Source organism: Protofrankia sp. Cr2 (assembly GCF_963555885.1).
GTDB lineage: Bacteria > Actinomycetota > Actinomycetes > Frankiales > Frankiaceae > Protofrankia.
On record NZ_CAUVXG010000014.1, the window covers coordinates 46,216 to 67,342 of the forward strand.

The window sequence follows — 21,127 nt, forward strand, 5'->3', positions numbered from 1 at the left end:
ATCGTTCGGAGGCACGTGACGTAACCGGTGACGTGATCATGGTTCTTTACGCTGTCGGAGACCATGACAACGGCCGAACCGAACCCACCGCGGCATCCAGGGGGTACACAAGTGATAGGGATGTTGCTGGCGACGCGGCGTGATCGGGTCCAAGCACTCGGCCTCGGTTTGGTCTGCGTCCTGCTGGGGCTCGTAACCAGCTCCTGCGGAGGCGGAAAAGGCCCCGGTCCGGCGGCGGTGGGAACCGAGCCGGTGCCCCCGACGCAGCAGGCAGCCGCCCGTACGTCGCTGCACGCCGACGACTACGTGCTGACCGAGGGGCCGGAGACGACCGGCTTCGGCGCCAGTACGTCGCTGGACAACCGTGGCGCGCTGTCGGTCGCCGCGATGACCAGTTTCGCCTCGTGCATGGGTGAATCCACAGCTGGGTCGAAGGTGGAGCCGCTGGACTCGGCCAAGGGACCATACTTCACCACGAGTGACAGCCAGGTCTTCATGGGCTCGGTCGCGGCGGTCTATCCAGTCGAGGTGATTGCGAATGCCGTTCGAGTCGCCGCCGAGCCGTCCTTCCCGTCCTGCGTCGGCCAGCTGCTCCAACGCGAGTACGGCCAGGCCGCAGGCCTGCCCACCAGCAGCACGTTCACGGTCGGGTCGGCATCAGTCCGCAAGGCGCCGCCCGGCGTCAGCGCACTGACCAGGGTGAAAGCGACCATGACTCTGGATGGGCCGCCGATACCGATGACCTTCGATCTGATGTTCGTGTTCCACGGCCAGGTCCAGAGCTCGTTCGTCGTCGGCCGTGTGTTCGACGACCCCGACCAGGCCGTGGTGAACCGGGTCGCACGGCAGATCGTCCGGAAGGTTGCCAGCCAGTAGTCGGTTCGTGACTTCCTATAGGTCCGCGTCAGCCGGCGGTCTTCAAACGATCATGTGACACCCACGCCGCGTGCATCCACGGACGGACTACACGAACGCTACTTTCCGCCCCCGTGTGGCAACATGGTGTGATCGTTGCCGATGATGTGTGCTGTTTCCATGCATGCGGTGGGCAATCGATGACGATCGGTAGGCGGTGATCGTTAGGTGGCGACGCCCCACACGCACAAACTGCCAGCGCACGAGCGACCAGCACACGAGCGACCACAGCAGGACCGACCGATGCGCAACCGACCTGGGGCGCGACCGTCGCGATGGGAGTGGGGACTATTGGCACCGCAGGCCGCCGGGTGGAATGAAGGCTTATCAGATGTATGGTTATATTTTGTCCATATCGTGCCGAAAATCGGAGCGTTCGCATTCATCATGTGCGCTGGCGGCCTAGCCGTCCGCGCCGCCATCAGGATCATCAACCGTCTCCTTGATCGCGCTGGCGCCGACAACCTGCTCGATCGGGGTGGGCTCACCCGCGCGCTCCGCCGGCCCGCTCACGAGCTGCGCATCGGCCTGCTACGGCTAGTATTCGCCGTCGCACTCCTTGCGCTCTTCCAGCTAGCCCTCGGCCTGTTCGGCAGCAACCCCGTCAGCGACCTCGTCCACGACCTCGTCATCCTGCTTGCGCACGCGATTCTCGCCTGTTCGGTACTCGTACTCGGCGTCACCCTTGCATCGGCTGCCCGCACCTTCGTCGGCGAGGCGCTGACGGGTCTTCCCTACGCGAACACCGCGGCGACCACCACAACCGTGCTCATAATGATCGGATTTGGCAAGGCCGCCCTGGACGAACTCGGACTTGCCACCGCAGTGACAACCCCGTTGCTCTATGCCCTGCTCACGACCGTCACCGGGGTAACGGTCGTCGGAGTGGGTGGTGGCCTGATCCGTCCGATGCAACGCCGCTGGGAGGAGCTTCTGCGCCGTGGTGGCCCGGAACTGACGACCGCCAGGGCCACCTGGCGGGACAACCGGGCTCGTGCTGCCGCCGAGGAGCCGGTGGTCGTCCCGGTGAGCGACCTCGTCGGCGCCCCGGTCGGTGACCTGGTGACGGCGGGTCACGGCAACGGCGGCCAGACGGCGGACCCTGCGGATCCGATCCCCGTGCACGAACGGGATACGTCCACGGCAACCGACGGATCAGGTCTCGACCCCGAGCCGAGGCAACCGTCGTGACGGCATGACCTCGTGACGGCATGACCTCGTGACGGCATGACCTCGTAACGACATGACACGGCGGTCACACCTGGAACGATGCTCACACTCGGCAATCACGAACACTGCGCCATCGCACCCAAGGACCACCCAAACCATCCGAGATCCCCACGACGCACCCATGCTCCTTGCGCGAACTGACGCACGCGAGGGATGCAGGTGAGGCACTCTGGGTACGACGGAGTGTCGCGACCAACGGCGGCGCCGGTCCCGTCGCTCCGCTTTGCGGCGCGCTGGATGCGGCCTGCCGGACGGCCTGGGTTCCCAGGCCGTCCGCGGCCGCAGGGCACCTGCGCGCAGCGCCGGAAACGGGGGAGACATTTCGGTGGACATGCCATCAGACCTGGAGCGCTCCCGGTTGCTCCTCGTCTGGCTGCAGGCCCGTCGCGCGGTCGACCACTGCCTGTCGGACCTCCTCGCCGCCGGACCAGCCGGTGAGCGCCGTGTCCGCGAGCAGCTCGAACTGGTCCACGACCTGGAGAACCGCGCTCAGGAGGCGTTTGTGCGGTATCGGCGCGCCGCCGCGACCAGCCTGCGGTCAGACCTTCCTACTGAGGCAACCACGTCGGATGCGGCCGACCTGGTCGATGTAGCTGATGTCGATGTAGCTGATATAGCCGACATGGCCGATGTGATCGATATTGCTGATGTCACCGAGCTGATGGACAGGACCGGCCCGACCAACCGCCCCCGTCTCGGTGTGGTCAGGACAGACGAACACTGGCACGAGCCCGGCCTGCTATCCGAATCGAAGCGACCGGTCAGCGGGCCGATCGCAGCGCCGGCCGCAACCCCAACGCAGACCACAACGCAGACCACAATGCCGGCACCGTCCGGCTGCGGCCTGGGTAGCCAGGGCGCAGCAACGGAGCCGGGAGTCTTTCCGACTCTGCCCGGATCCACCGCGGCTCCCGCACCACACACCGGCCGGGACGGCGAGACAGGCGTCACTCGTGGCCTTCGTGGTCCGCGAGGAGATCAACGCCGACACCGATGAGAGGGACGTCTGGCGGACGGGACAAAATCCGTGTGGTGCCGTCCTCGCGTCGCCGTACCATCCTCAGCCTCATCACCGGGTTCGTCCTCGTCCTGACCTGGAACACGGCAGGGTGCGCCAACCTAAGCCGGTCTCCCATGCCGCCGATGAGGCCCGTGGCCGGCGCCGCCACCTCGACGATCGGACCGGACGCCTACGAACGGTCAGGGCGAACGCCGCAGCTGCGCCTCACCCTGCCACCGGCCACATCCCCGCGGCCTTTTCCGCTCGTCGTCGCGCTGCACAGCCTTGCGAACGATGGCCACGAGCCCCAGGCGGAGTGGGGCATCGATGCCCTCGCCGCCAGTGCCGGCGTCGCCGTGGCCTATCCCGATGGTCTGGACACATCGTGGGACGCCGGCACCTGCTGCGGACAGGCCGCGGCCGATCATATCGACGACGTCGGATGGTTACGGGCCCTCATCTCCGATCTTGAACAGCACTATCCCATCGACCGGCACCGGGTGATTCTGGTCGGCTTCTCCAACGGTGGGATGCTCGCCTACCGCTACGCATGTGAGCACGCGGCCGAGATCGCCGGCATCGCCGTGGTGGCGGCCAGTCTGCAGACCACTGACTGCACACCGGCAGCACCGGTCGGTGTGGTTGCCGTGCACGGACAGCTCGATGAACGCGTTCCCTACGATGGCACTGCCTGGTCCGATGCGCTGGGAACACCGCTGACATCGGTCGAGGACAGCCTGGGTCCGTTCCGGGCCAGGGCCGACTGCCCGTCGCCCCCGCAACCGCGGGACAGCGTCAGGACCGACGTCGACGGGTTGCCGACCGACGATGCGGCCGGTGGCCAGTCGGGCACTACCGGTGTGGGGGTATCGACTCGGGACCCCAATGACCGACCGACGGCCGGCGCCACCGCAACCAGGCAGGCGACGCCCACGGCGACGCCCACGGCGACGCCCGCGGCCACGGCCACACCCACACCCACACCCACGGCCGCCTCCGCATCCCCGGCCGGCAGCCGTTACTCGGCGACAAAAAAGGAAACGAGCTGCTCGTCCGACAAGCGTGTCGTGGAGTTCCTGCTTCCCGGTGTCGCCCATGGCTGGCCGCCCAGCAGCGGTCCGGCCCGGTTCAACACCGCAGCGGTACTCTGGCGGCTGCTCGCGCCGATGCGGTCGCATCGAGCCGGACCCAACCTCTGAGAGCCTGTTGTGAAACGCCTCGGTCAGGACGAGGTGGACCGGCGTCGGTCAGGCCGGGCTGAACGACGCCCGCAAGGTCTCCACCAGGGTCGTCGCGGTGTCCGCCTGTGCCGATGACGACCGGGCGATCAGGACATAGACCACGTCTCCGGCCGGCACTGCCCGCATCACGTAGGTGACTCGTTGCCCCTCGCGGAGGTAGGAGCCGACCAACTCCTGGCCCGATGGGGCGGTCGTGTCCGTGGCCTGCCCGGACCTGTCCTGGGTGAACCCAGGCTGACTGGCGAACTCGGAGTCCTGGACGGCCTTGAGCGCTACCCGCTGATCCGTGCCGACGACGCGCGCGACTCCGACCATCCGGGGGCCGCCCGTTGCCGTTCCGGACCCTGTCGTCGTTCCGGATCCTGTCGTCGTCCCCGCCGGGGCCTCGATGAAGAAGACGCCGGTGTTGTCTCGGCGTTGGTTCCACCCCGGCGGATGGGAGAACTTCGCCCGTTGCTTCGTGTCCGTGACGGTGACCCAGTCGGCCGGTACGGTCGCGGGGGCCGTTGTGGCCCCCGGGCCAGCGGCGGGGCTTGCTGACCCCGACGGCACCGCCGCGGCCGTGCCGCTCGGGGCGGCGGCCGGCCGGGCCTCGGTGGCGGTCTTACCGGGGTTGATCTTCTGCCAGATGAACCCGGCGCCGCCCCCGACGGCAAAGGCCACCGCGAGAATCACCACTGCATACAGCATGCGCCGCAGCAGTGGTGTGCCTGCGGTGGCGTTGCGGGGCTGTGCCCGGTGCGAACCGGTGTCCTCGATCGAGGATGGCGAGTCTCCATGATCATCACGACGTTTGCCACGCACGCGTTCGGACCGACCGCGGCCAGCCTGGTCGGATGTGACCGGGCTCGCGGATCGCTCCGTCCTGACGGGCCGGTCCGCTCGGTCCGCTCGGTCCGCTCGGTCCGCTCGGTCCGCTCGGTCCGCTCGGTCCGCTCGGTCCGCGCCCGGACGTCGGACGTCGGTGCCCGATATGTCGGCGCGCGGTCGGGTGGTACGCGGCGGGGCGACGCCCTTCGGCCGGTCGGTGGCCTCGCGGGGACGCCGCACACCGCCTGTCCCGCCGGCTCCGTCGTCCAACCCCGATTCCCGCATCCCCGATTCCCGCACCGATCCCCTGGGTGGCGTCGAATCCGCGGGATGGCGTGGCATCGGTCCCGTGGACCCAGTGGACGGCTGTCCTCCGGCACGGCCCGGATAAGACTCCTGGGCGGGGGGAAGGCCGCCCGCTCTCGTGGTATCCACATCGGGCGACGCGATCGGCGCGGCCCCGTTGCGCGGAATGTTCCCGCCACGGGCTTGCGGGTACCCCGGCCCGAAGTCCGCCGGCGGCTGTCCCGCACCCGGGCGACCGGACTGGTAGCCCCCGGTCTCCGGTGGATAGGGCCGGCTCTGGGGATGGCGGTCCCCCTGCTGAGGGTGGGATACCGCGGTCTGGTGCGGACCGGAAGTCGGACCCGGACCCGGACCCGGACCCGGACCGCCTGGCCGTGACCGTGGCGGCCCGGAACGGTAGGCCGGCGTGCCGCCACGGGAACCGGGATCGACTGGTGGTGGCCCTGACGGCGCGGCCTGCGGTGCGTATCGGGTGTCCTCGCCGTAGAAGTCGGGCGACGATCGACCGGCCGGCGGGTACCCAGGCGTGGCCGGTGGGTACCCAGGCGTGGCCGGTGGGTACCCAGGCGTGGCCGGCCCGTAGCCACGGGGCGCCGCCTCAGCGCGGTAGCCCGTGTCGTTGCCGTGGCCAGCCGCCCGATCGTTGCGCGCGTACCCAGCCCGTGGCGCAGCGCCGTTACCCGCATGAGGACCAGGTGCGCGCGGGTCCGGCGCCGGATATCCACCAGCCGGTGGATGGGGATCCTGAGCCGGGGGCCTGTCCGGCCGCGGACGGGAACCAGCGTCCCGATGAGAACCAGGGTCCTGATATCGACCAGCGTCCTGGTACGGACCCTGGTACCGGACCTGGTCCTGGTCCTGGTCCTGGTCCTGGTCCTGGTCCTGGTACGGGTCCTGGTTACGGTGCGGACCCGGGGGATAGCCGTTCCGATGGTCGGGAACCGCACGTGCCGGGGTCGCGCTTCCATCGGGGTATGCCGACGATTCCGGCGTGCCGTCCACGGCCCCTGGTCGACGCGGATTCGCCACATCAGACCGTCGCACGCCGTCCGCCACCGACTGACCTCCCATCGCGGTCCGCACCAACCAAACGTCCCCATCGGTGTATCACGGCGTTGCGCTCGCGTTGCGTGCGTCCAGTTGACAACCACCACGTCCAGTTGACAACCACCAGAGTAAGAGGTGCCGGCCGCGAGCGTTCCAGGGAGTGCCCGGTGGATGTCGGTCGCCCGGGCGCCGGTCCGCGATTGAAGATCCGCCGGGCACGGCCTACGGTCTGGGGACTCGGCATACACGCTCAAGCAACAGCCCGCCGACGACGAGCACCGCAGCGGCTCCGATCCCCAGACCGGCGGTGATCGCATCCGGGCCGGCGGTGCGGAACTCGTCCGAGCGTGGTAGCACGTAACCGAATACCGACGCCCACGCCCCCGCCAGCGCCGCCCCGGCGAGGCTGCTGGCCTTCGCAATGGCCGCGAGCCGGGCGACCGTCAGCGGCAGGATCGGCCTCGTCCCCGGCCGCCCCTGCAACCGACGCCGGGTGATCGACGCAGTCTGCACCTCCACCAATCCGACGATCACCAGCGACAGCGGTGCCGTGTGCGGGAACCGCGGCAGGTTCTGATAATTGAAGATCATGAAGGTGTAGGTGAGCGCACCGACCACCACAGCCGCCGCCACCAGGTCACGCGCCCGGGTCGGCTTCACTGGCGCAGGCTCCACGGCGTTCGGTGAACCCCGCAGGCATCAAGCCCGGCCACCAGATCGACTACCCGACCGTGACCGGGCAGCACCGCGTCCGGATCGACGTCCAGCCATGGGACGCAGACGAACGCACGGATATGGGCACGCGGATGTGGGATGAGGATCTCCGGATCATCACTGACCAACTCGCCACAGGCGATCACATCGACATCCAGGGAACGCGGCCCCCAGCGTACTGTCCGCACCCGCGCTGCAGCCGCCTCGGCCGCCCGCGCCGCCGCCAGCAGTGCCCGCGCCGGTGCCGCGGGGACCAACACGACCGCGTTGAGATAATTGTCCTGGTCGGGTCCTCCGACCGGCGTGGTCTCGTACACCTCCGACACCGCCACGGCGCGCAGCCTCCAGACGGCGGCACGAAGCAGCGCAAGGCGGTCACCCAGGTTCGAGCCCAGCGCGAGAACTGCGGTCGGCAGCCCCGGTTGCGGTATCGGCCCGGTCACGCGGGACGGTCCCGGGTCACGGTGACCGCGACGTCGGTGAACGGCAGTGGGATCGGCGCCGCGGGCTTGTGCACGGTCACCTGCGCCCGGGCAACGCGATCGTCGGCCAAGCATGCGCCAGCCAGCCGGTGCGCGAGCGTCTCGATCAGATCCACCGGTTCGCCAGCCACGATCCCGGCCAGGGTCCGGGCCAGCGTCCCGTAGTCGACGGTGGCGGTGAGGTCATCGGTCATAGCCGCCGGCCGGGTGTCCACCCACAGCACGGCGTCCACGATGAACTCCTGACCCAACGCGCGTTCGGCCGGCAGAACGCCATGGTGGCCGTGGACCCGCAGGCCGGTGAGGGCGATCCGGTCCGGTGCGGCGGCCAGCGGACTGTCGGTCCCGGGCCATCCCGCTCCCGGTGGCCCGCCGGTCATGCCGCACCCGCCGGTGGACGTCGGGGTCCGCCCGGGTCACAGCCTCCGGCTGCGGACCGCATCCGGGCCGCCCGGGTGCGCGCATCGCGCGGCTGCCCGGGGGCGCGAGCACCCTGCCATACCTGCACGACCCGGACGGCGTCCGCCGCCGCCCGCACCGCATGCACCCGTACCGCCCACACCCCGGTGACCGCCAGCAGCGCCGTCGTCGCCTGGGTCGCGTCGTCGCGGTCAGCTGCCGGCCGGGAGCGACCGTCGGAGTCCGCGAGCAGGCTGCCGAGAAACGACTTACGCGACGTACCGACCAACAGGGGATGGTCCAGCGCGGCGAAGGCTTCCATGTGCGCGAGCAGTGCCCAGTTGTGCCTGGCCTTCTTCGCGAAGCCGATCCCCGGATCGATGATCACTCTGTCCGGCGCGACACCGGCCGCGAGTACGACGTCGAGGCGCTCACGCAGCTCGGCCACGACCTCGGACACGACGTCACCGTAGACCGCCCGCGTGGACATGCCCGCGCTCGCACCCCTGGCGTGCATCAACACGTACGGAACGCCCCGTTCGGCGGCCAGCGTCAACAGGTCGCGGTCGGCCGCGCCCGACACGTCATTTATGATCACAGCGCCGGCTGCCAGCGCGGCCTCGGCAACCGTCCGGCGGGTCGTGTCCACGCTGACGGCGACCCCTGCCGCGGCCAGCTCGGTCACCACCGGCAGCACCCTGCGCAGTTCCTCGTCCGGATCGACCCGGGCCGCGCCCGGTCGGGTCGACTCACCGCCGACGTCGATGATGTCGGCGCCGTCGGCGGCCATCGCCAGTCCGACTCGGACCGCCTCAGTGACGGTCGCGTAGGTACCCCCGTCGGAGAACGAATCCGGGGTCGCGTTGATCACGCCCATCACGCGGGTGCGCCCCACCGGCTCCAAGAGACTGTGACTGGCCTGCTTGGGCGTCATGACTCCTCGATGATCAGGGTCCGGTCACATCCGGACCGTCGGCGGGATGATGCCGTCGGTAGGAGTACCGATAGACGGGTCGGAACCCTAGCGCGCCATACAGTCGGCGGGCCGCGACGCTGGTCTGTTCCACCTGCAGGTAGGCGCGCGACGCACCCGCGTCGGCAGCCCAGGTGACAAGCCCGGCAAGGACGGCGCGCGCCGCTCCCCGGCCGCGCGCGGCCGGTACGGTTGCCATGCTGTAGACGCCGAGCCAGTCTCCGTCCACGACCCCGCGGCCGACCGCGACCGGCACACCGTCGGCCACGCACAAGGCGTATTTCGCCGCCACCGTGAGATTCGCCAACACCTTGAGGGTACCGGTGCGCTGATCGGCGAAGGTCGACAGCACCCGCCCGGCAACGTCCAGCCAGGTGTCGGCGATGCCATCGAACATGATCGTATCGGCACCGCCGGCGCGGACAGATCCTGTGTTTCCCGGCCCGGGCACCCCCGGCGGTCTGTCAGCGCCGACACCAGCGGTAGCACTCGCGGCGGCATCGACGGACGCAGCGACAGCCAGCCGTCCGGCGAGGTCCGCCAGATCAGCGGTGCAGACATCGGTCGGACCGGTGTCGTCGAACCCGGCCGCGTCCAGCGCCTGGTGGATGCCGGCCGGCAACGAGACCGGGGTGATCTGGATCGTCGGGCGAAGTCCTGCCGCGGCGTAGAACCGGCGGACCTCGTCGAGCGCGAAAGAAAGATCAGAAACGTCGCCACGTGCCCAGACCGAGTTCCCGCGCCGCGACGAGCCGGCCGACTCCCGCAGCATCCAACCATCGACGTGGCGCGCACGCAACGGGGGCCACGCACGATGCGCAAGGCCCTCCAACTCACGACTGAGGGCTACATCGACCCGTTCGCCGACACCCGGCGCCGCCAGCGCATCACGTCCGGGGCTACTTCCGGCGGGTGCGGCAACCCCGCCGGCCGCCGTCCGCCGACTGCCGCCCGGAGACGGACCTGCACTGACCACGCATCTGAGGCTACCGGCCTGGGAACGAAGCCTTCTCGCGTGCCCCTCGCAGCCGCACCCACCGCGGCCACACGCGATGCGGTGGCACCGCAGCAGGCTGAGTCGACTTGCGGACTCCAACGCTCTCCGGCCGGTACGAGGACGCCGGCCCGATGCATCGGTTCCCCGACCGAATGCGCCACCACTGATACGCAGCGGCGGTGGATTGATGCCCTCGGAGAGGGTCACGGGAAGCAATGAGTTTGCGCCGGTCGGCGCATCATGCACAAATAGCGCAATCAGCCCGCAGGCATCCACCGGGCCGGGGGCGATCCGACTACAGGGCGCAAACTTTGTTACCTCGCCGTAACGACCATTCAACCCGGCGGGAACACCGCAGCTCTACCGTTTTTTACGGTAACGTCAGTTGTAGCACTGCCCGACAAAGGAGCCGGGCTCCTCCCTGAAGGGCATGGAGCGAAAAGTGATGGTGAACCCGCCACGCGGTGCCGTTTTGGCAGGTGTATCCGGTGAGGCGACCCAGCCACACGATGTGCTGGTCACATGGACGTCGCTTCACGACTGTGAGTCGTCGAAAGGCCGCCCATGAGCAGACTAGTCACACTCGTCGCCGCTGTCGACGCCCAGCCTACGCTGGAACAGACGGATTCAATTCTTGCTGAGTTGGGTCAAATGCCCCGCAACCCGATTGTCACGGGTCTGATCGACGCCCTGCTGGAATACCGGACGCTCCTGGTGAGCCTGACAGCATGATTTTTGGATCAGCGGCGATCCAAAAGGCCGCCGGCCGTGCGAAAGGACATCATCGCACGGCCTTTGGCCTGGTATCGGCGATCCAAAAGGCCGCCGGCCGTGCGAAAGGACATCATCGCACGGCCTTTGGCCTGGTATCGGCGATCCAAAAGGCCGCCGGCCGTGCGAAAGGACATCATCGCACGGCCTTTGGCCTACCTTGATCTCATGCCGGTACCTGAACCAGTCAGGTGGTCTCCTGATACTTGGTGGTGAGACCACCTGACTGGTCCGGATTTTGCGCAAATGAAGACCGCGCACCGTCATGCCACCTGGCCGACGGTCGTGCGATCATCGCTTCGCGCGCCGCCACGGGCGTCAGGACAGGTAGCGGTGTTCCACCGTCACGACGGCGGGACTAGCGACCGAACGGCTGTCCCTGCTGGCTCTGCTGCCCCTGCTGGCCCTGCTGGCCCTGCTGGCCGAAGCCCTGGCCGCCACCCTGCTGCTGGCCGCCGAACTGGCCACCGACACCCGCGCCGGCGCCGACGAGCTCCTGCAGCCGAGTCTCGACGTAGCGCTCGCTGTGGTGGGTCTTGTCCGCGATCCGCTGAACGAGATCGTTGACGTCACGAGCCGCGTCGAGGTCCGCGGTGCCGACCTGTCCGAATTCATCGAGAAGGCGGTACCGGATCTGCTGCCAGTTCTGCCGCAGCTGCTGTTCGATTTGCTGCTGCTGCTGCTGCTGTGCCATCACGTTTTCTTCCTCTCGCCGGGACTGACCGAACAAGAAGTGACCCTACTCCACTGGGCGCTCACCCGGTCAACCCCACCGGCCGACTTCGTCCGTGTAATTTCGAAAAGTCTCCTTACTGCAAAATGAGGTCATGCCGCAAAAGAGAAACAATACTGAGGGAACGAGCACGTATCATGCGGTCCACAGAACTCGCCACCGTCGGCCGGGAAGGCACCGATATATCGGGCGGTAACCCTCCACCGGGCCACCGAGTGACGTCGGATGGCCACGTTCGACACCCGCGAGACGGTGCCGCTGATGGATTCCGGATCTGGTGATGGCCGGTACACCCGGTCACGGCTGCACTATTCTGACCGACCCGGAGACCGGCATCTCGACCCGACGGCGACCGCGACAACAGTAGTCGACGAATTCTCAGGCGAGCCGCGGCCGCTCTTTCTCCCGCCCGGACGGTCGCCTTTCGAACCGACGACGAAAAAGAAACACGCCGCCGAGGAGAAAACCTGAGGGAATCAAGGTGCTCATGCTCTCGGCGCGCTCGGGATAAATGATTTCCCGGCTCGTGGAAAATCTAGAGCGACCGGCTCCGGCCCGGCCCACCCGGGAGGACAGCCGGGCCGTCTGGGTCGGCTTCCCGCGCCCGGCGGGGGAGACTGGAACGTGATGGGAGCCCGACAGTCCTCGACGGGGAAAGGCAACGGTCCGCGGCCTCGGCCTCGGCCTCGACCGCGGCTGTCGGCAGGATTGTCGGCAGGGCTGTCGGCAAGGCTGTCGGCATCGGGGCCGCCGGGCCGTCCGCGACCGCTCCCTGCGACGCGCGCCTGGTGGATCGCGGGGACGTGCGCTGGGCTGTTCGTCGTACTGACGATCGTGGTGAAGATCCGCTGGGCGCCCCTTGCACACGTGGACACCGCCACGGCCGGGGACCTCAACGCCGTCGTGGTCACCCGGGGTTGGCTGATCGACGCCGCCGATGTCCTGAGCATCCTGATCGCCCCGTTCATCCTCAGATTGGCAACCCTGGCAGTTGTGGTGACATTGTGGGCGCGGGCGAGCCCCGTGCGGGGTGCGAACGCCCGTGGTCTCGGCCGGCTCGATCCGGCCGGCCTTCGCTGGCTGACCCTGTTCATCGCGATCACCGTCGGGATCGGTGGAATCGTCAGCACCGCGGTCAAAGCCCTCGTCGCTCGGCCACGCCCGTCCGTCGCGGAGCCAGTCGCCACGGCCCATGGAACGAGCTTCCCGTCCGGGCACGTGGTCGGGGTGACGGTCGCGGTGCTGGTGGGGCTGACCGCGCTGGCCGCCGTCCACGGGCGTCGGCCGACGGTCGGCGTGGCAGCACCGACTGCGCTGATCATTGCGGCGGTCGGGGGTGCACGCCTCACGCTCGGTGTGCACTATCTGTCGGATGTCATCGGCGGCTGCCTACTCGCGGTCGCCTGGACAGCGACCATGATCGCCGTATTCACCCGACGCATCTTCAAAGGATCTTCTTCGGTCCGACCTAAGAGCGACCGGCAATAGGGGCGCCGATCCCCCCGGACAGGGCCGATCAGCTCAACGAGCCCGATATCAGACACAATCGCCACACCGCCCGGACACGATTACCAACGGTGTTCCGATACGATGGCAACAGCAGCCTCCGGATCCACCGATTAAAATTTGTACAGATTCACATCCCGAACAGGACGACGAGCCCTGTTCAATCTCGGGAAACAGCGAAAATCCTGGTTCGAAGAACTATCAGAAAACTGATAAGAGTCAGGAATACGGCAACCAGCGGACGCTTTCGTCCGCATAGCGCAGGCTCGCCAGGCGGATGGCGAACTGCGCCGCCACCCGCGGATTGCTCGCGAGGATCGGCACAACGCTGGTGACCAACTTCAGTTCCCGCAGTGCCCGCAGGACCTCGAATCCCGACCAACGCGTCACATCGAAGCCGTACTCGGACGCAAGCACCGCGTGCTGCTCCGGCGGGTAGCCGAACCTCAGCCGCCCGACAGCTACCGGGATCAGGTCCCATTCGGTGGGTCCATAGCAGGTGGAATCGAAGTCGCACACGATCACTCGTCCGTCGTGGCATCTGATCAGGTTGCCGAGATGGGCATCGCCATGGAGGATCCCCGCAGGGAGGTCGTACGTCACCCTCTCAAGGGCGACTTCGAGCCGGTCGGCCATCCGCCGGAGAAAAGCGAAGTCAGGATCGGCGAGACCCTCCGCGTCGGCAAGGCGCCTACGAACGTCGTCCAGCGGGTCCCAATGGGGTAACGCAGCATCGGGTAGCGGTAGCGCATGGATCCGCTGCAGGGCCGCCGCGAGGTCGGACACGGTCGGCGGGCCGCTATGCACCACCCGTTCACCCGCGGTGGAGGCGCGTGACGTCGATACGTGCGCGGTCGAGCCGAGTGCAGTCGAGCCACGTGCTGTGGCACCGCGTGCAGCCGAGCCGCGTGTTGTGGCGGCGTGTGCGGTTGGCCCGCGGGCGCCCGGCAGGGGCTGGTTCTCCTGGACATGGCGACCGGGCGGCTCCGCCGGTCGCGGCTCGGCCTGGGCGTCGATCCACAATGTGGCCACGACGCTGCCGAGGAGCAGCGGTGCCGGCAGACCCGGCGCAAGGCGCACCGCCGGCACCTCGTGTCGAGCCATCCAGCGAGCGACCTGGACAACCTTGTGCGCACGGTGCGCCATCGCCTGCGACCCGGAGATCCGGATGACCAGCCTGGCCCGCGGCAAGCGGAACACCGCATTGGCGGCAATCTTGATGACCTCGGCATCCCGGTCATCCAACCCGACCGCCACGCATATCTCGCGGAGAATCGACCAGGCGTTCGCCACGGTGAAGCGACCATCGCATCCCGTGACTGCCATCCGATTCCACTCCGATCTTCATTCAACACGGAGCGTCGTCAGGCCAGTTCCTCCGAACGTACCCACCTTGCTCCGCACCCTTCCGTGCCCTCATGACACACGGTCATTGCTGTTGGTTCGTCAAGCACGTTCAGCGACGGACTCACCTGCTTACCGAGATCTACGGTCCGACGTCCACATCCCTGACATCCCTGACATCCCTGACATCCCTGACATCCCTGGCGATGCCTCTTTCGCCCTCCCGCTGCCACTCGCGTATGAACGCCGCAAGCTCGCGTACGTCGCGGACGTCACCGTGCGTTCGGGTTATTGCCAGCAACTCATCGGCCCGATTCGATGCCGACGCCACCGTGCGTCCCCAGGAGATAGTGATCGCCTCGGTGGCCAACGCGCAGACCCGGTCAAGCTCGAGCCGTCCTTGGCGGACCAGAGCCAATGCAAGATCCAGTCTGATCACAGATCGGAAACCGGGGGTGTTCATCGCGTCAAGCCGGGGCATGGCGATCTGTGCGTGTTCCTCTGCGGCCCGGGGTCTACCAAGCAGGCACAACGCCGTGGTCGCGTTGTAGGAGACCTCCACCGGATGGAAGGTGTCAAAGCCCGGACCGGGAGATCCCCATTGTTCCACGGGAATCATATCAGCAAGATCGTAGGCGACATCCAGTGCCCGTGCGGCGCCACGGACGTCGCCGAGGGCCGCGAGTGCGCGGGCCTCCTGACAGATCAGGCGCGCCCGTACCGGACCGCCACTGACGTGGCGCAGCCCGTCCCGCGCGAGCTGCAGGGCCTCCGCCGGACGCCCGCCGTAGAACTCGGCCACCGCCGCGATCTCACGGGCCGATCCCTGCAACGGGCCGTCACCGGCCCACTGCCCGTCTGCGTATCCCTGGGCGGCCAGGGCACGTGCCGCGTCGGGCTCACCCAGCTTGAACGCCGCATCGGCGTGCAAAACGGTAAGCCGACCAGCGATGATCCGCAACCGGCGGGCATCCAAAGCATGTAGAGAACCGCGGGCCAAACGGTCCAAACCGTACCGTAGGCGGACTGCCTGTACCGCCACATGTGCAGGCGCCGTGTACTCGTGCGCGCGCAGCAAAGCGGCCAGCCGTTCCTCGGCGTGTGCAAGCGCAACCTGAGACGCCGTTGCACCACGCACATCCACCACGTCCGCAGACTGCCCATCGGTGAGGAGCACACCGACGACGGTTGCCCCGGCATAGAGGTGAAACTGCCGCCGATCGGGCGGTGGCGATGTCCCGGCGATCGACATCAGGGGGATGTCACGACGGTCGTACTGCGGCTGACCGACTGGCGTCACCCGACCGGCGCCGGTCGGTCCGACAGCTAGCGGATCAAGGTCTGGGCGGTCGGGAACCGGCGGCTCGAGGACCGATAGCTCGGGAAGCGGATGAACGGCTACGGAAGGGCGAGCTTCGCCCTGCGACGACGTCGGGGCGGGCAGGACATAGGAGTCCGGATGATCGTCTAGGGGGGTACGGGCAGCCGGAATCGACGCGGCCGGCACATCGGGCGGGACTGGCTGCCTTACCTCCGCAGCCGCCGGCCAGAGACTGGCCGAGCAAGCTGACGGGGACAGTTCGTCAGCGTGGGACATGACTACGCACTCCCTGTGTCCTGTCGGCAAGGCCACAATGTGGCACTTTCCGTACCGATATGATCTCGTTTATGATCTCGTTCAGCATCAAGAATGTGACTCAAGGTAACGCACGCGAAGCGCGTCGCGGGATGCGCCAAGGGGAGAGAGCACGCTCAGACCACGACACGTACGGAGAGTTTGTGTGTTGACTCACGACGGCCTGCGTTTACCCCCGGCGGTATCGCGCTCGCAACGCAACCGTTGGGCCGAATCTTTCAGGCGCGGGCGAGGTTCCCACGCAGGCCGGAAAACCAGACCGCTGCGCTGCGGAAAGCATCGTCCGGCGTGCTGGACCGCAACGTTCGATAACTGTTCAAGATCGTATTTAAGCACGATCGGGAGAGTGATCAGCGCAGCCTCGGCGAACGCGCCAGGAGGCCCGAGATAGGCCAGCCGGATCGGTGAGGTCATACCCACGACCTCCGACCGGGAGCGGACCCGACCGCCTGAGCCGGCGCAATCACCACAGCGGGGGTGACCCGGACCGGATCCACACGTCTCACCTTGACGATCCTACGGCGTCGTGACGGACCGCATTGAAGGACCCCGATTCCAGCCAGTCATCTACCACCTGAATGATGGCTAACCAGACAAATAAGCTCCCCGTGTCGTCACGCAATGCACGCGACAGCCCCCCGGTCGCGGTCTGGGATGCCGCGTCCCTATTGCCGGTCGCTCTTAACAACGTCTGTCCGGCTCACGTCCTCGACCGGCCGGCACAGGTGAAATGTGTGCCCTGGCCGCTGAAAGCTCGCCCGGGACATCGCTCACCCCTACCCTCCGTGACGATGCTGAGTTGTGTAGAGGTCCCACAGTCGGCAGAGGTCGTCGTCGTCGGCCTTACCCGTCCAGACCCGGCCGACGACGTTCTCCACCAACGCGAGCGGGTTGAGCTCGTCGCCGCCGACGCCGACCAGCACCGGCTGCCCCTCGTGCAGGTAGTGCGTCGGGTCGATCTCGTCATGCCCCCTCGCCCAGTGCCCGCCCGGCGCCGCGGCCCGCAGGGACTCGGCAAAGTACCCGGCGACCGCGTCGATCAGCCAGATGGTGTCGTCGTCCCACCATCGCGGCGCCCATGCCTGGTCACCGAACCAGGCGGGCAGCCGGGTCGGATCCACCGGCACATCGGCATCCCGCCGGCCGAACAGCCGGCGCGCCCATGCCCACAGCCCTCCCAGACTCGCCCCGGACAGATCCAGCTCGACGCTGCTCGGACCACCGCGGCTCGCCGCGGTGGTCCGGAGCCAGTCGATGCGCTCCGGCAACGCCGCGAGCCAACGGTCCTGCCAGGCAGCAGGAGCGGCCACGCTCGTCCTCTCCTTAGAGCGACCGGTCTGTTCCGCCATGTGCGTACTACGCGGGCGGGTGGAACGTGAACCTGATTCCCTCCTGCACCAGGCAGGCGAGTACCTCCGGGTCGGCGCCGATGGAGGAATAACGGCTGTAGGTGAAGAAGTGCCAGTGTGCGGCAGCGATCTTGCCCTGACGCACGAGCGCCCCGTCCTTCCTGCACTGTCTCAGCCCATCGCTACGCGGGTCGTTGCCCACCTTTGCCTCGTGCGCGATCCGCCCTTCGGGCCCCTGCTCCACCACGTCGAACGTGCGGCGACCGTTGCCGATGAGCGGTGGCTCCATCTTCTCCACCTTCTTGTTACGCGGTACACGGTAGACCTGAGCCAGGAGGTCCTCGCCTTCCGCGCCGCTGCCCAGCGGCGCCACGGTCAGCCGCCCCGCCCACTCGGGGAGGGCGCTTGCCCGCTTGTGCAGGCCCGACCCGACCGCGTCCGCAATCGCCTTGAGATATGTCCGGTCGCCCTTGGCCACGAGTCGGATGGCTTCCTCCGAGAAGCCGGCAGCCAGCAGGGTGTCATACCGACCGAGCAGCAACGCCCGCAGCGCTACCGTCTTGATCTTGTTCGGTAGCTTGTCGGCCTTGGCCATGAGCCGGACCACATCGTCGAGACGGTGGGCGTACTTGGCGACGAACTTCGCCGCCTTTCCCGGCACCGCGACGGCATCCCCCACATCCGGGACCAGGCTGATTCCGGAAAGCCCGGCGCCGACCCAGTCGCCGTGGATTGCATTCGCGATCGTGTCCCGCAGATCGGCCAGCGTTCCGGTGATCCATCCGATCACGGGGATCGCGCTGCTGGCGCTGGCCGCAAGGTATCCGGCCAGCCACGCCAGCGAGTCCTTCTGCATGAAGTCGCCCAGGATCGCGCCGATCGCGAAATCCTTCGCATACGTCCACGTGCTGACCTTCTCGTCGGGCCGCCCCGGGTCCAGCCCGTCGTCCGCGTGGGCTACTTCATAGGCGTCATCGAAGGCGTCACCATCGGTGTTGGCGCTGGTCGGCGAGCTCCCGACTTCCAGTTCCGTGCCGTCGCTCAAGCCGTCCCCGTCGGAGTCGGACAGCCAGGCGTTGGACTCGACGTCCAGTTCGTCTGCATCGTCGAGCCCATCGCCATCGGTGTCGGCGATATCCGGGGCAGACGGCATCGTCCAGGTCTTCGTCCCCGCTTCCCCCAGAGGTTGGAAGTCGGCACCGAACTGCGTAGTCAGCGCTCTGTAGTCGACCGGCTGACCGGCCTCCTCACCGTCGGTCAAGCCGTCGCCGTCGGTGTCAGGCTTGGCCGGGTCGGAGACGTGCAGGACTCCGTACCCGTCGCGCATCCCCTTGATTTCGGTGCAGTCGTCGAGGCCGTCACCATCGGTGTCCTTGCCGATGTCCGGATCCCCGCCGGTGTCCTCACTGATCCGCCGGAAGACCTGCGGGAGGTCGGCGGCCGTGTCGACGCCGTAGTACTGACCGCCGGTGCCGGTCGCGATCCCGCGCAGCAGGTTCTCGTCAACCTCGCTGCCCAGACCGATGGTGTAAATAGCAATCTTGTTCGTTTGGGCACGCCGGGTGAGCGCAGGGTCGTACGAGCCCACACCGTCGGTGAGCAGGATGGCGATCCGGGCGCGCTGCGGGTCGTTACTCGCGATCAGCAAGTCGGTACCGGCCCGGACCCCGGCGCCGATGTCGGTGCCGCCGCTGTCGTCGATCCGGTCAATCGCGGCTTTGACCACCGCTTTGTCGCTGGTCAGGCCCTGCAACACAGTGGCTGTGTAGTCGAAGTCGACCACTGCGGCCCGATCGTCCGGGAGCAGCGCGTCGACGAAGTTCTTCGCCGCCGACTTCCGAAGCCCCTGCGGGTCGTTCCAGGCCATTGACCCGGAGCTGTCGAGGATCAACGACAGGTCGAGCAGCACGACGTCGGTACCGCTGCCTCCGCCGCGGGTACGGCACGGATCCTGCGATGCGGTCCAGGTTTGCTGCCAGTTGACGATGTCGAAGACGGCGTAGGTGGAGAAGTGGTCGACGGTCGCCCGTACCACGTGCCGCTCGGTGTCGACCGTCTGCGTGACTGTCGCCGGTCGCCAGATGCCACGCTGCTCGTCGAGGTAGAACAGGCGCAACGCGCTCGGCTTGGCAGCGGTCGACGGATCGTACGGGATGGTCAACTCAGCCTGGGTGAAGCCCTGATAGGCCGGCGGCGGCAACGAGAAGTCATACGCCGCCCCGACCTGGCCGGGTACGCCGATACCGGCCTGCTTGGAGCCGGTCACCTTCGTCACCCGGAGCTCGGTGAGCAGGTCACCGGTTCCGATGACCACCGCCTGGACCCCGTCCGGCCCGGACGCGACGGCCCGCACGGTCTCGTGGTCATCCCGGATGCCGTCACCGTCGGTGTCGGCCTTGAGCGGCGATAGGCCCTGGCGGGGCTCGACCCCGTCAAGCAGGGTGTCCCCGTCGGTGTCGGCCTTTCGCGGGTCGGTGCCGGCCGCCAGTTCGGCGCCGTCGCTGACAGAGTCCGAGTCCGTGTCGGGTTCGGTCGGGTCTGTACCGGCCGCCTGCTCAGCAAGGTTGCTCAGCCCGTCGCCGTCGATATCCTCGGCCGCGTCGGAGACGCCATCACCGTCCGTATCCGCCTTTGACGGAAGCGTCCAGGTCAGGGTCTTATTGATCTCGAATGCGTCCCGCAGCCCGTCGTGGTCGGTGTCCACGCTGAACGGGCTGGTCCCGAAGGTGAGTTCCAGAAGGTCGGTCACACCGTCGTGATCGGTGTCCGCGGTGTAGACGATCCCGAGGTCGACCAGAGCGTGGTAGGCGTAACGCCAGGCCAACCCGTCGTGGATGGCCGCGGTCACGGGAAGGCCACGATGCAGGGCGACCTGCGCCCGCGCCAGATGACGACGCGCGCTGGTCAGCTGCCGCAGCGCGGCATCCCGTCCCTTGTCCGTCGCGACCGGAGCCGCTTCAGCAAAAACATCGGCGTTCTCGGCCACGTTTTCAGACGGTGTAGGTTCCGCGTCCGGGCCGGTCGGTAGCGGCGCGTCCGGCACCTCACCGAGCGCGACAGCCGCGTCGCGCGTAGCGATCTCCGCGGATTCACGGGAGGCGAGGAGCAGTCCGGTGAGCGCGTCGGCGTGCGCCTGACCGGATTCTCCGCGCTGCGGATTCCAGCCGTCCAACCGTGACTTCAGCCAGGCCACGGCCTTCACATCCCGGTCGTAGACCTTCAGGCCGTTCTTCTCGGTGGCGAACCGTGCCCCGTCGAGATAACCGGCTGCCACCTGGGCGGCCAGGGCGTCCAGCCGACCGATTCCCTTGGGATCGGCAAAGGGACGAACCCGGCGATCGGCTTCCTGCTGGTACTGCTGGGCGCTCTTCTGGTAGGTGGCCGTCGCGACCCGGTCGACCACGGCCTTCCAGTCCACGGCTGTCGGCGGTGGTGCGGCGAGCGCCTCCTGGGACACCGAAATTCCGGCCAGAACGGCCGCGAGAATCAGACCGACCAACCGCCAGGATAATCTGACCGAGTAACGCAACTTTCCCCCAAGCGCCTTGGGATCCGTTCGCGGGCACTAAAGAAGCCGGAACACCGACGATCGGAATCCGTTCTCGACAATGTGTTCAGAATCTGCGTGGGCTCACCAGCAGAACACGCAGGATAAGGTCGGCGACCAGGACCCG

At 67.7% G+C, this 21,127-nt stretch carries 17 protein-coding genes; 6 read left to right on the forward strand and 11 right to left on the reverse strand.

Annotation, left to right across the window (positions count from 1 at the left end):
* Positions 1-120 precede the first annotated feature (120 nt).
* From U9978_RS09345 to U9978_RS09360, 4 genes are all read left to right on the forward strand, one after another.
* Positions 121-876, forward strand: a complete 756-nt coding sequence (locus U9978_RS09345) for a hypothetical protein (protein WP_322760675.1) — start codon at positions 121-123, stop codon at positions 874-876.
* Between the two features lie 282 nt (positions 877-1,158).
* Complete coding sequence (locus U9978_RS09350) at positions 1,159-2,106, forward strand: mechanosensitive ion channel family protein (RefSeq protein WP_416210906.1); 948 nt, start codon at positions 1,159-1,161, stop codon at positions 2,104-2,106.
* A gap of 370 nt (positions 2,107-2,476) precedes the next feature.
* Positions 2,477-3,142 carry a hypothetical protein gene (locus U9978_RS09355; RefSeq protein WP_322760719.1) on the forward strand — a complete coding sequence of 222 codons (666 nt, stop codon included), beginning with the start codon at positions 2,477-2,479 and terminating at the stop codon, positions 3,140-3,142.
* Between the two features lie 146 nt (positions 3,143-3,288).
* Positions 3,289-4,344, forward strand: a complete 1,056-nt coding sequence (locus U9978_RS09360) for an alpha/beta hydrolase family esterase (protein ID WP_322760677.1) — start codon at positions 3,289-3,291, stop codon at positions 4,342-4,344.
* Positions 4,345-4,392: 48 nt separating this feature from the next.
* Here the strand turns inward: U9978_RS09360 and U9978_RS09365 are convergent, their stop codons facing one another.
* The 6 genes from U9978_RS09365 to U9978_RS09390 form a co-directional block, all read right to left on the reverse strand.
* On the reverse strand, positions 4,393-5,190 hold the full coding sequence (locus U9978_RS09365; protein ID WP_322760678.1) for a hypothetical protein: 798 nt from the start codon (positions 5,188-5,190) through the stop codon (positions 4,393-4,395).
* Between the two features lie 1,581 nt (positions 5,191-6,771).
* On the reverse strand, positions 6,772-7,209 hold the full coding sequence (locus U9978_RS09370; RefSeq protein ID WP_322760679.1) for a DUF3180 domain-containing protein: 438 nt from the start codon (positions 7,207-7,209) through the stop codon (positions 6,772-6,774).
* Positions 7,206-7,706: a 2-amino-4-hydroxy-6-hydroxymethyldihydropteridine diphosphokinase gene (gene folK, locus U9978_RS09375; protein WP_322760680.1), complete on the reverse strand. Its 501-nt coding sequence runs from the start codon at positions 7,704-7,706 to the stop codon at positions 7,206-7,208. Before folK ends, U9978_RS09370 begins: the two co-directional genes overlap by 4 nt.
* Positions 7,703-8,125 carry a dihydroneopterin aldolase gene (gene folB / locus U9978_RS09380; protein ID WP_322760681.1) on the reverse strand — a complete coding sequence of 141 codons (423 nt, stop codon included), beginning with the start codon at positions 8,123-8,125 and terminating at the stop codon, positions 7,703-7,705. The genes folK and folB overlap by 4 nt, the downstream gene beginning before the upstream one ends.
* Positions 8,122-9,078, reverse strand: coding sequence for a dihydropteroate synthase (gene folP / locus U9978_RS09385; RefSeq protein WP_322760682.1), 957 nt, complete (start codon positions 9,076-9,078; stop codon positions 8,122-8,124). The genes folB and folP overlap by 4 nt, the downstream gene beginning before the upstream one ends.
* A gap of 13 nt (positions 9,079-9,091) precedes the next feature.
* On the reverse strand, positions 9,092-10,093 hold the full coding sequence (locus tag U9978_RS09390) for a GNAT family N-acetyltransferase (protein WP_322760683.1): 1,002 nt from the start codon (positions 10,091-10,093) through the stop codon (positions 9,092-9,094).
* A 585-nt stretch (positions 10,094-10,678) separates the two neighbouring features.
* On the opposite strand from U9978_RS09390, the gene U9978_RS09395 reads away from it, so the two are divergent.
* On the forward strand, positions 10,679-10,846 hold the full coding sequence (locus tag U9978_RS09395) for a hypothetical protein (RefSeq protein ID WP_322760684.1): 168 nt from the start codon (positions 10,679-10,681) through the stop codon (positions 10,844-10,846).
* Positions 10,847-11,243: 397 nt separating this feature from the next.
* Here the strand turns inward: U9978_RS09395 and U9978_RS09400 are convergent, their stop codons facing one another.
* Positions 11,244-11,579: a hypothetical protein gene (locus tag U9978_RS09400; protein ID WP_322760685.1), complete on the reverse strand. Its 336-nt coding sequence runs from the start codon at positions 11,577-11,579 to the stop codon at positions 11,244-11,246.
* Positions 11,580-12,455: 876 nt separating this feature from the next.
* On the opposite strand from U9978_RS09400, the gene U9978_RS09405 reads away from it, so the two are divergent.
* A complete protein-coding gene (locus tag U9978_RS09405; protein ID WP_322760686.1) occupies positions 12,456-13,106 on the forward strand; it encodes a phosphatase PAP2 family protein in 651 nt (216 codons plus the stop codon).
* Between the two features lie 237 nt (positions 13,107-13,343).
* On the opposite strand, the gene U9978_RS09410 is transcribed toward U9978_RS09405, so the two are convergent.
* The 4 genes from U9978_RS09410 to U9978_RS09425 form a co-directional block, all read right to left on the reverse strand.
* Positions 13,344-14,450 carry a phosphotransferase gene (locus tag U9978_RS09410; RefSeq protein ID WP_322760687.1) on the reverse strand — a complete coding sequence of 369 codons (1,107 nt, stop codon included), beginning with the start codon at positions 14,448-14,450 and terminating at the stop codon, positions 13,344-13,346.
* 160 nt (positions 14,451-14,610) lie between these two features.
* Positions 14,611-15,768 carry a hypothetical protein gene (locus tag U9978_RS09415; protein WP_322760688.1) on the reverse strand — a complete coding sequence of 386 codons (1,158 nt, stop codon included), beginning with the start codon at positions 15,766-15,768 and terminating at the stop codon, positions 14,611-14,613.
* A 1,112-nt stretch (positions 15,769-16,880) separates the two neighbouring features.
* Positions 16,881-17,414 carry a hypothetical protein gene (locus U9978_RS09420; protein WP_322760689.1) on the reverse strand — a complete coding sequence of 178 codons (534 nt, stop codon included), beginning with the start codon at positions 17,412-17,414 and terminating at the stop codon, positions 16,881-16,883.
* A 46-nt stretch (positions 17,415-17,460) separates the two neighbouring features.
* Positions 17,461-20,910 (reverse strand): VWA domain-containing protein, encoded by a 3,450-nt coding sequence (locus tag U9978_RS09425; protein WP_322760690.1) that lies wholly within the window; start codon positions 20,908-20,910, stop codon positions 17,461-17,463.
* Between the last annotated feature and the right edge of the window lie 217 nt (positions 20,911-21,127).

What these genes read in the sequence shown, in the direction of transcription:
- folP (WP_322760682.1), bottom strand. Translation starts at nt 9,078, where the DNA reads ATGACGCCCAAGCAGGCCAGTCACAGTCTCTTGGAGCCGGTGGGGCGC.
- U9978_RS09350 (WP_416210906.1), top strand. Translation starts at nt 1,159, where the DNA reads ATGCGCAACCGACCTGGGGCGCGACCGTCGCGATGGGAGTGGGGACTA.
- U9978_RS09360 (WP_322760677.1), top strand. Translation starts at nt 3,289, where the DNA reads ATGAGGCCCGTGGCCGGCGCCGCCACCTCGACGATCGGACCGGACGCC.
- U9978_RS09400 (WP_322760685.1), bottom strand. Translation starts at nt 11,579, where the DNA reads ATGGCACAGCAGCAGCAGCAGCAGCAAATCGAACAGCAGCTGCGGCAG.
- folB (WP_322760681.1), bottom strand. Translation starts at nt 8,125, where the DNA reads ATGACCGGCGGGCCACCGGGAGCGGGATGGCCCGGGACCGACAGTCCG.
- U9978_RS09410 (WP_322760687.1), bottom strand. Translation starts at nt 14,450, where the DNA reads ATGGCAGTCACGGGATGCGATGGTCGCTTCACCGTGGCGAACGCCTGG.
- U9978_RS09395 (WP_322760684.1), top strand. Translation starts at nt 10,679, where the DNA reads ATGAGCAGACTAGTCACACTCGTCGCCGCTGTCGACGCCCAGCCTACG.
- U9978_RS09345 (WP_322760675.1), top strand. Translation starts at nt 121, where the DNA reads ATGTTGCTGGCGACGCGGCGTGATCGGGTCCAAGCACTCGGCCTCGGT.
- U9978_RS09355 (WP_322760719.1), top strand. Translation starts at nt 2,477, where the DNA reads ATGCCATCAGACCTGGAGCGCTCCCGGTTGCTCCTCGTCTGGCTGCAG.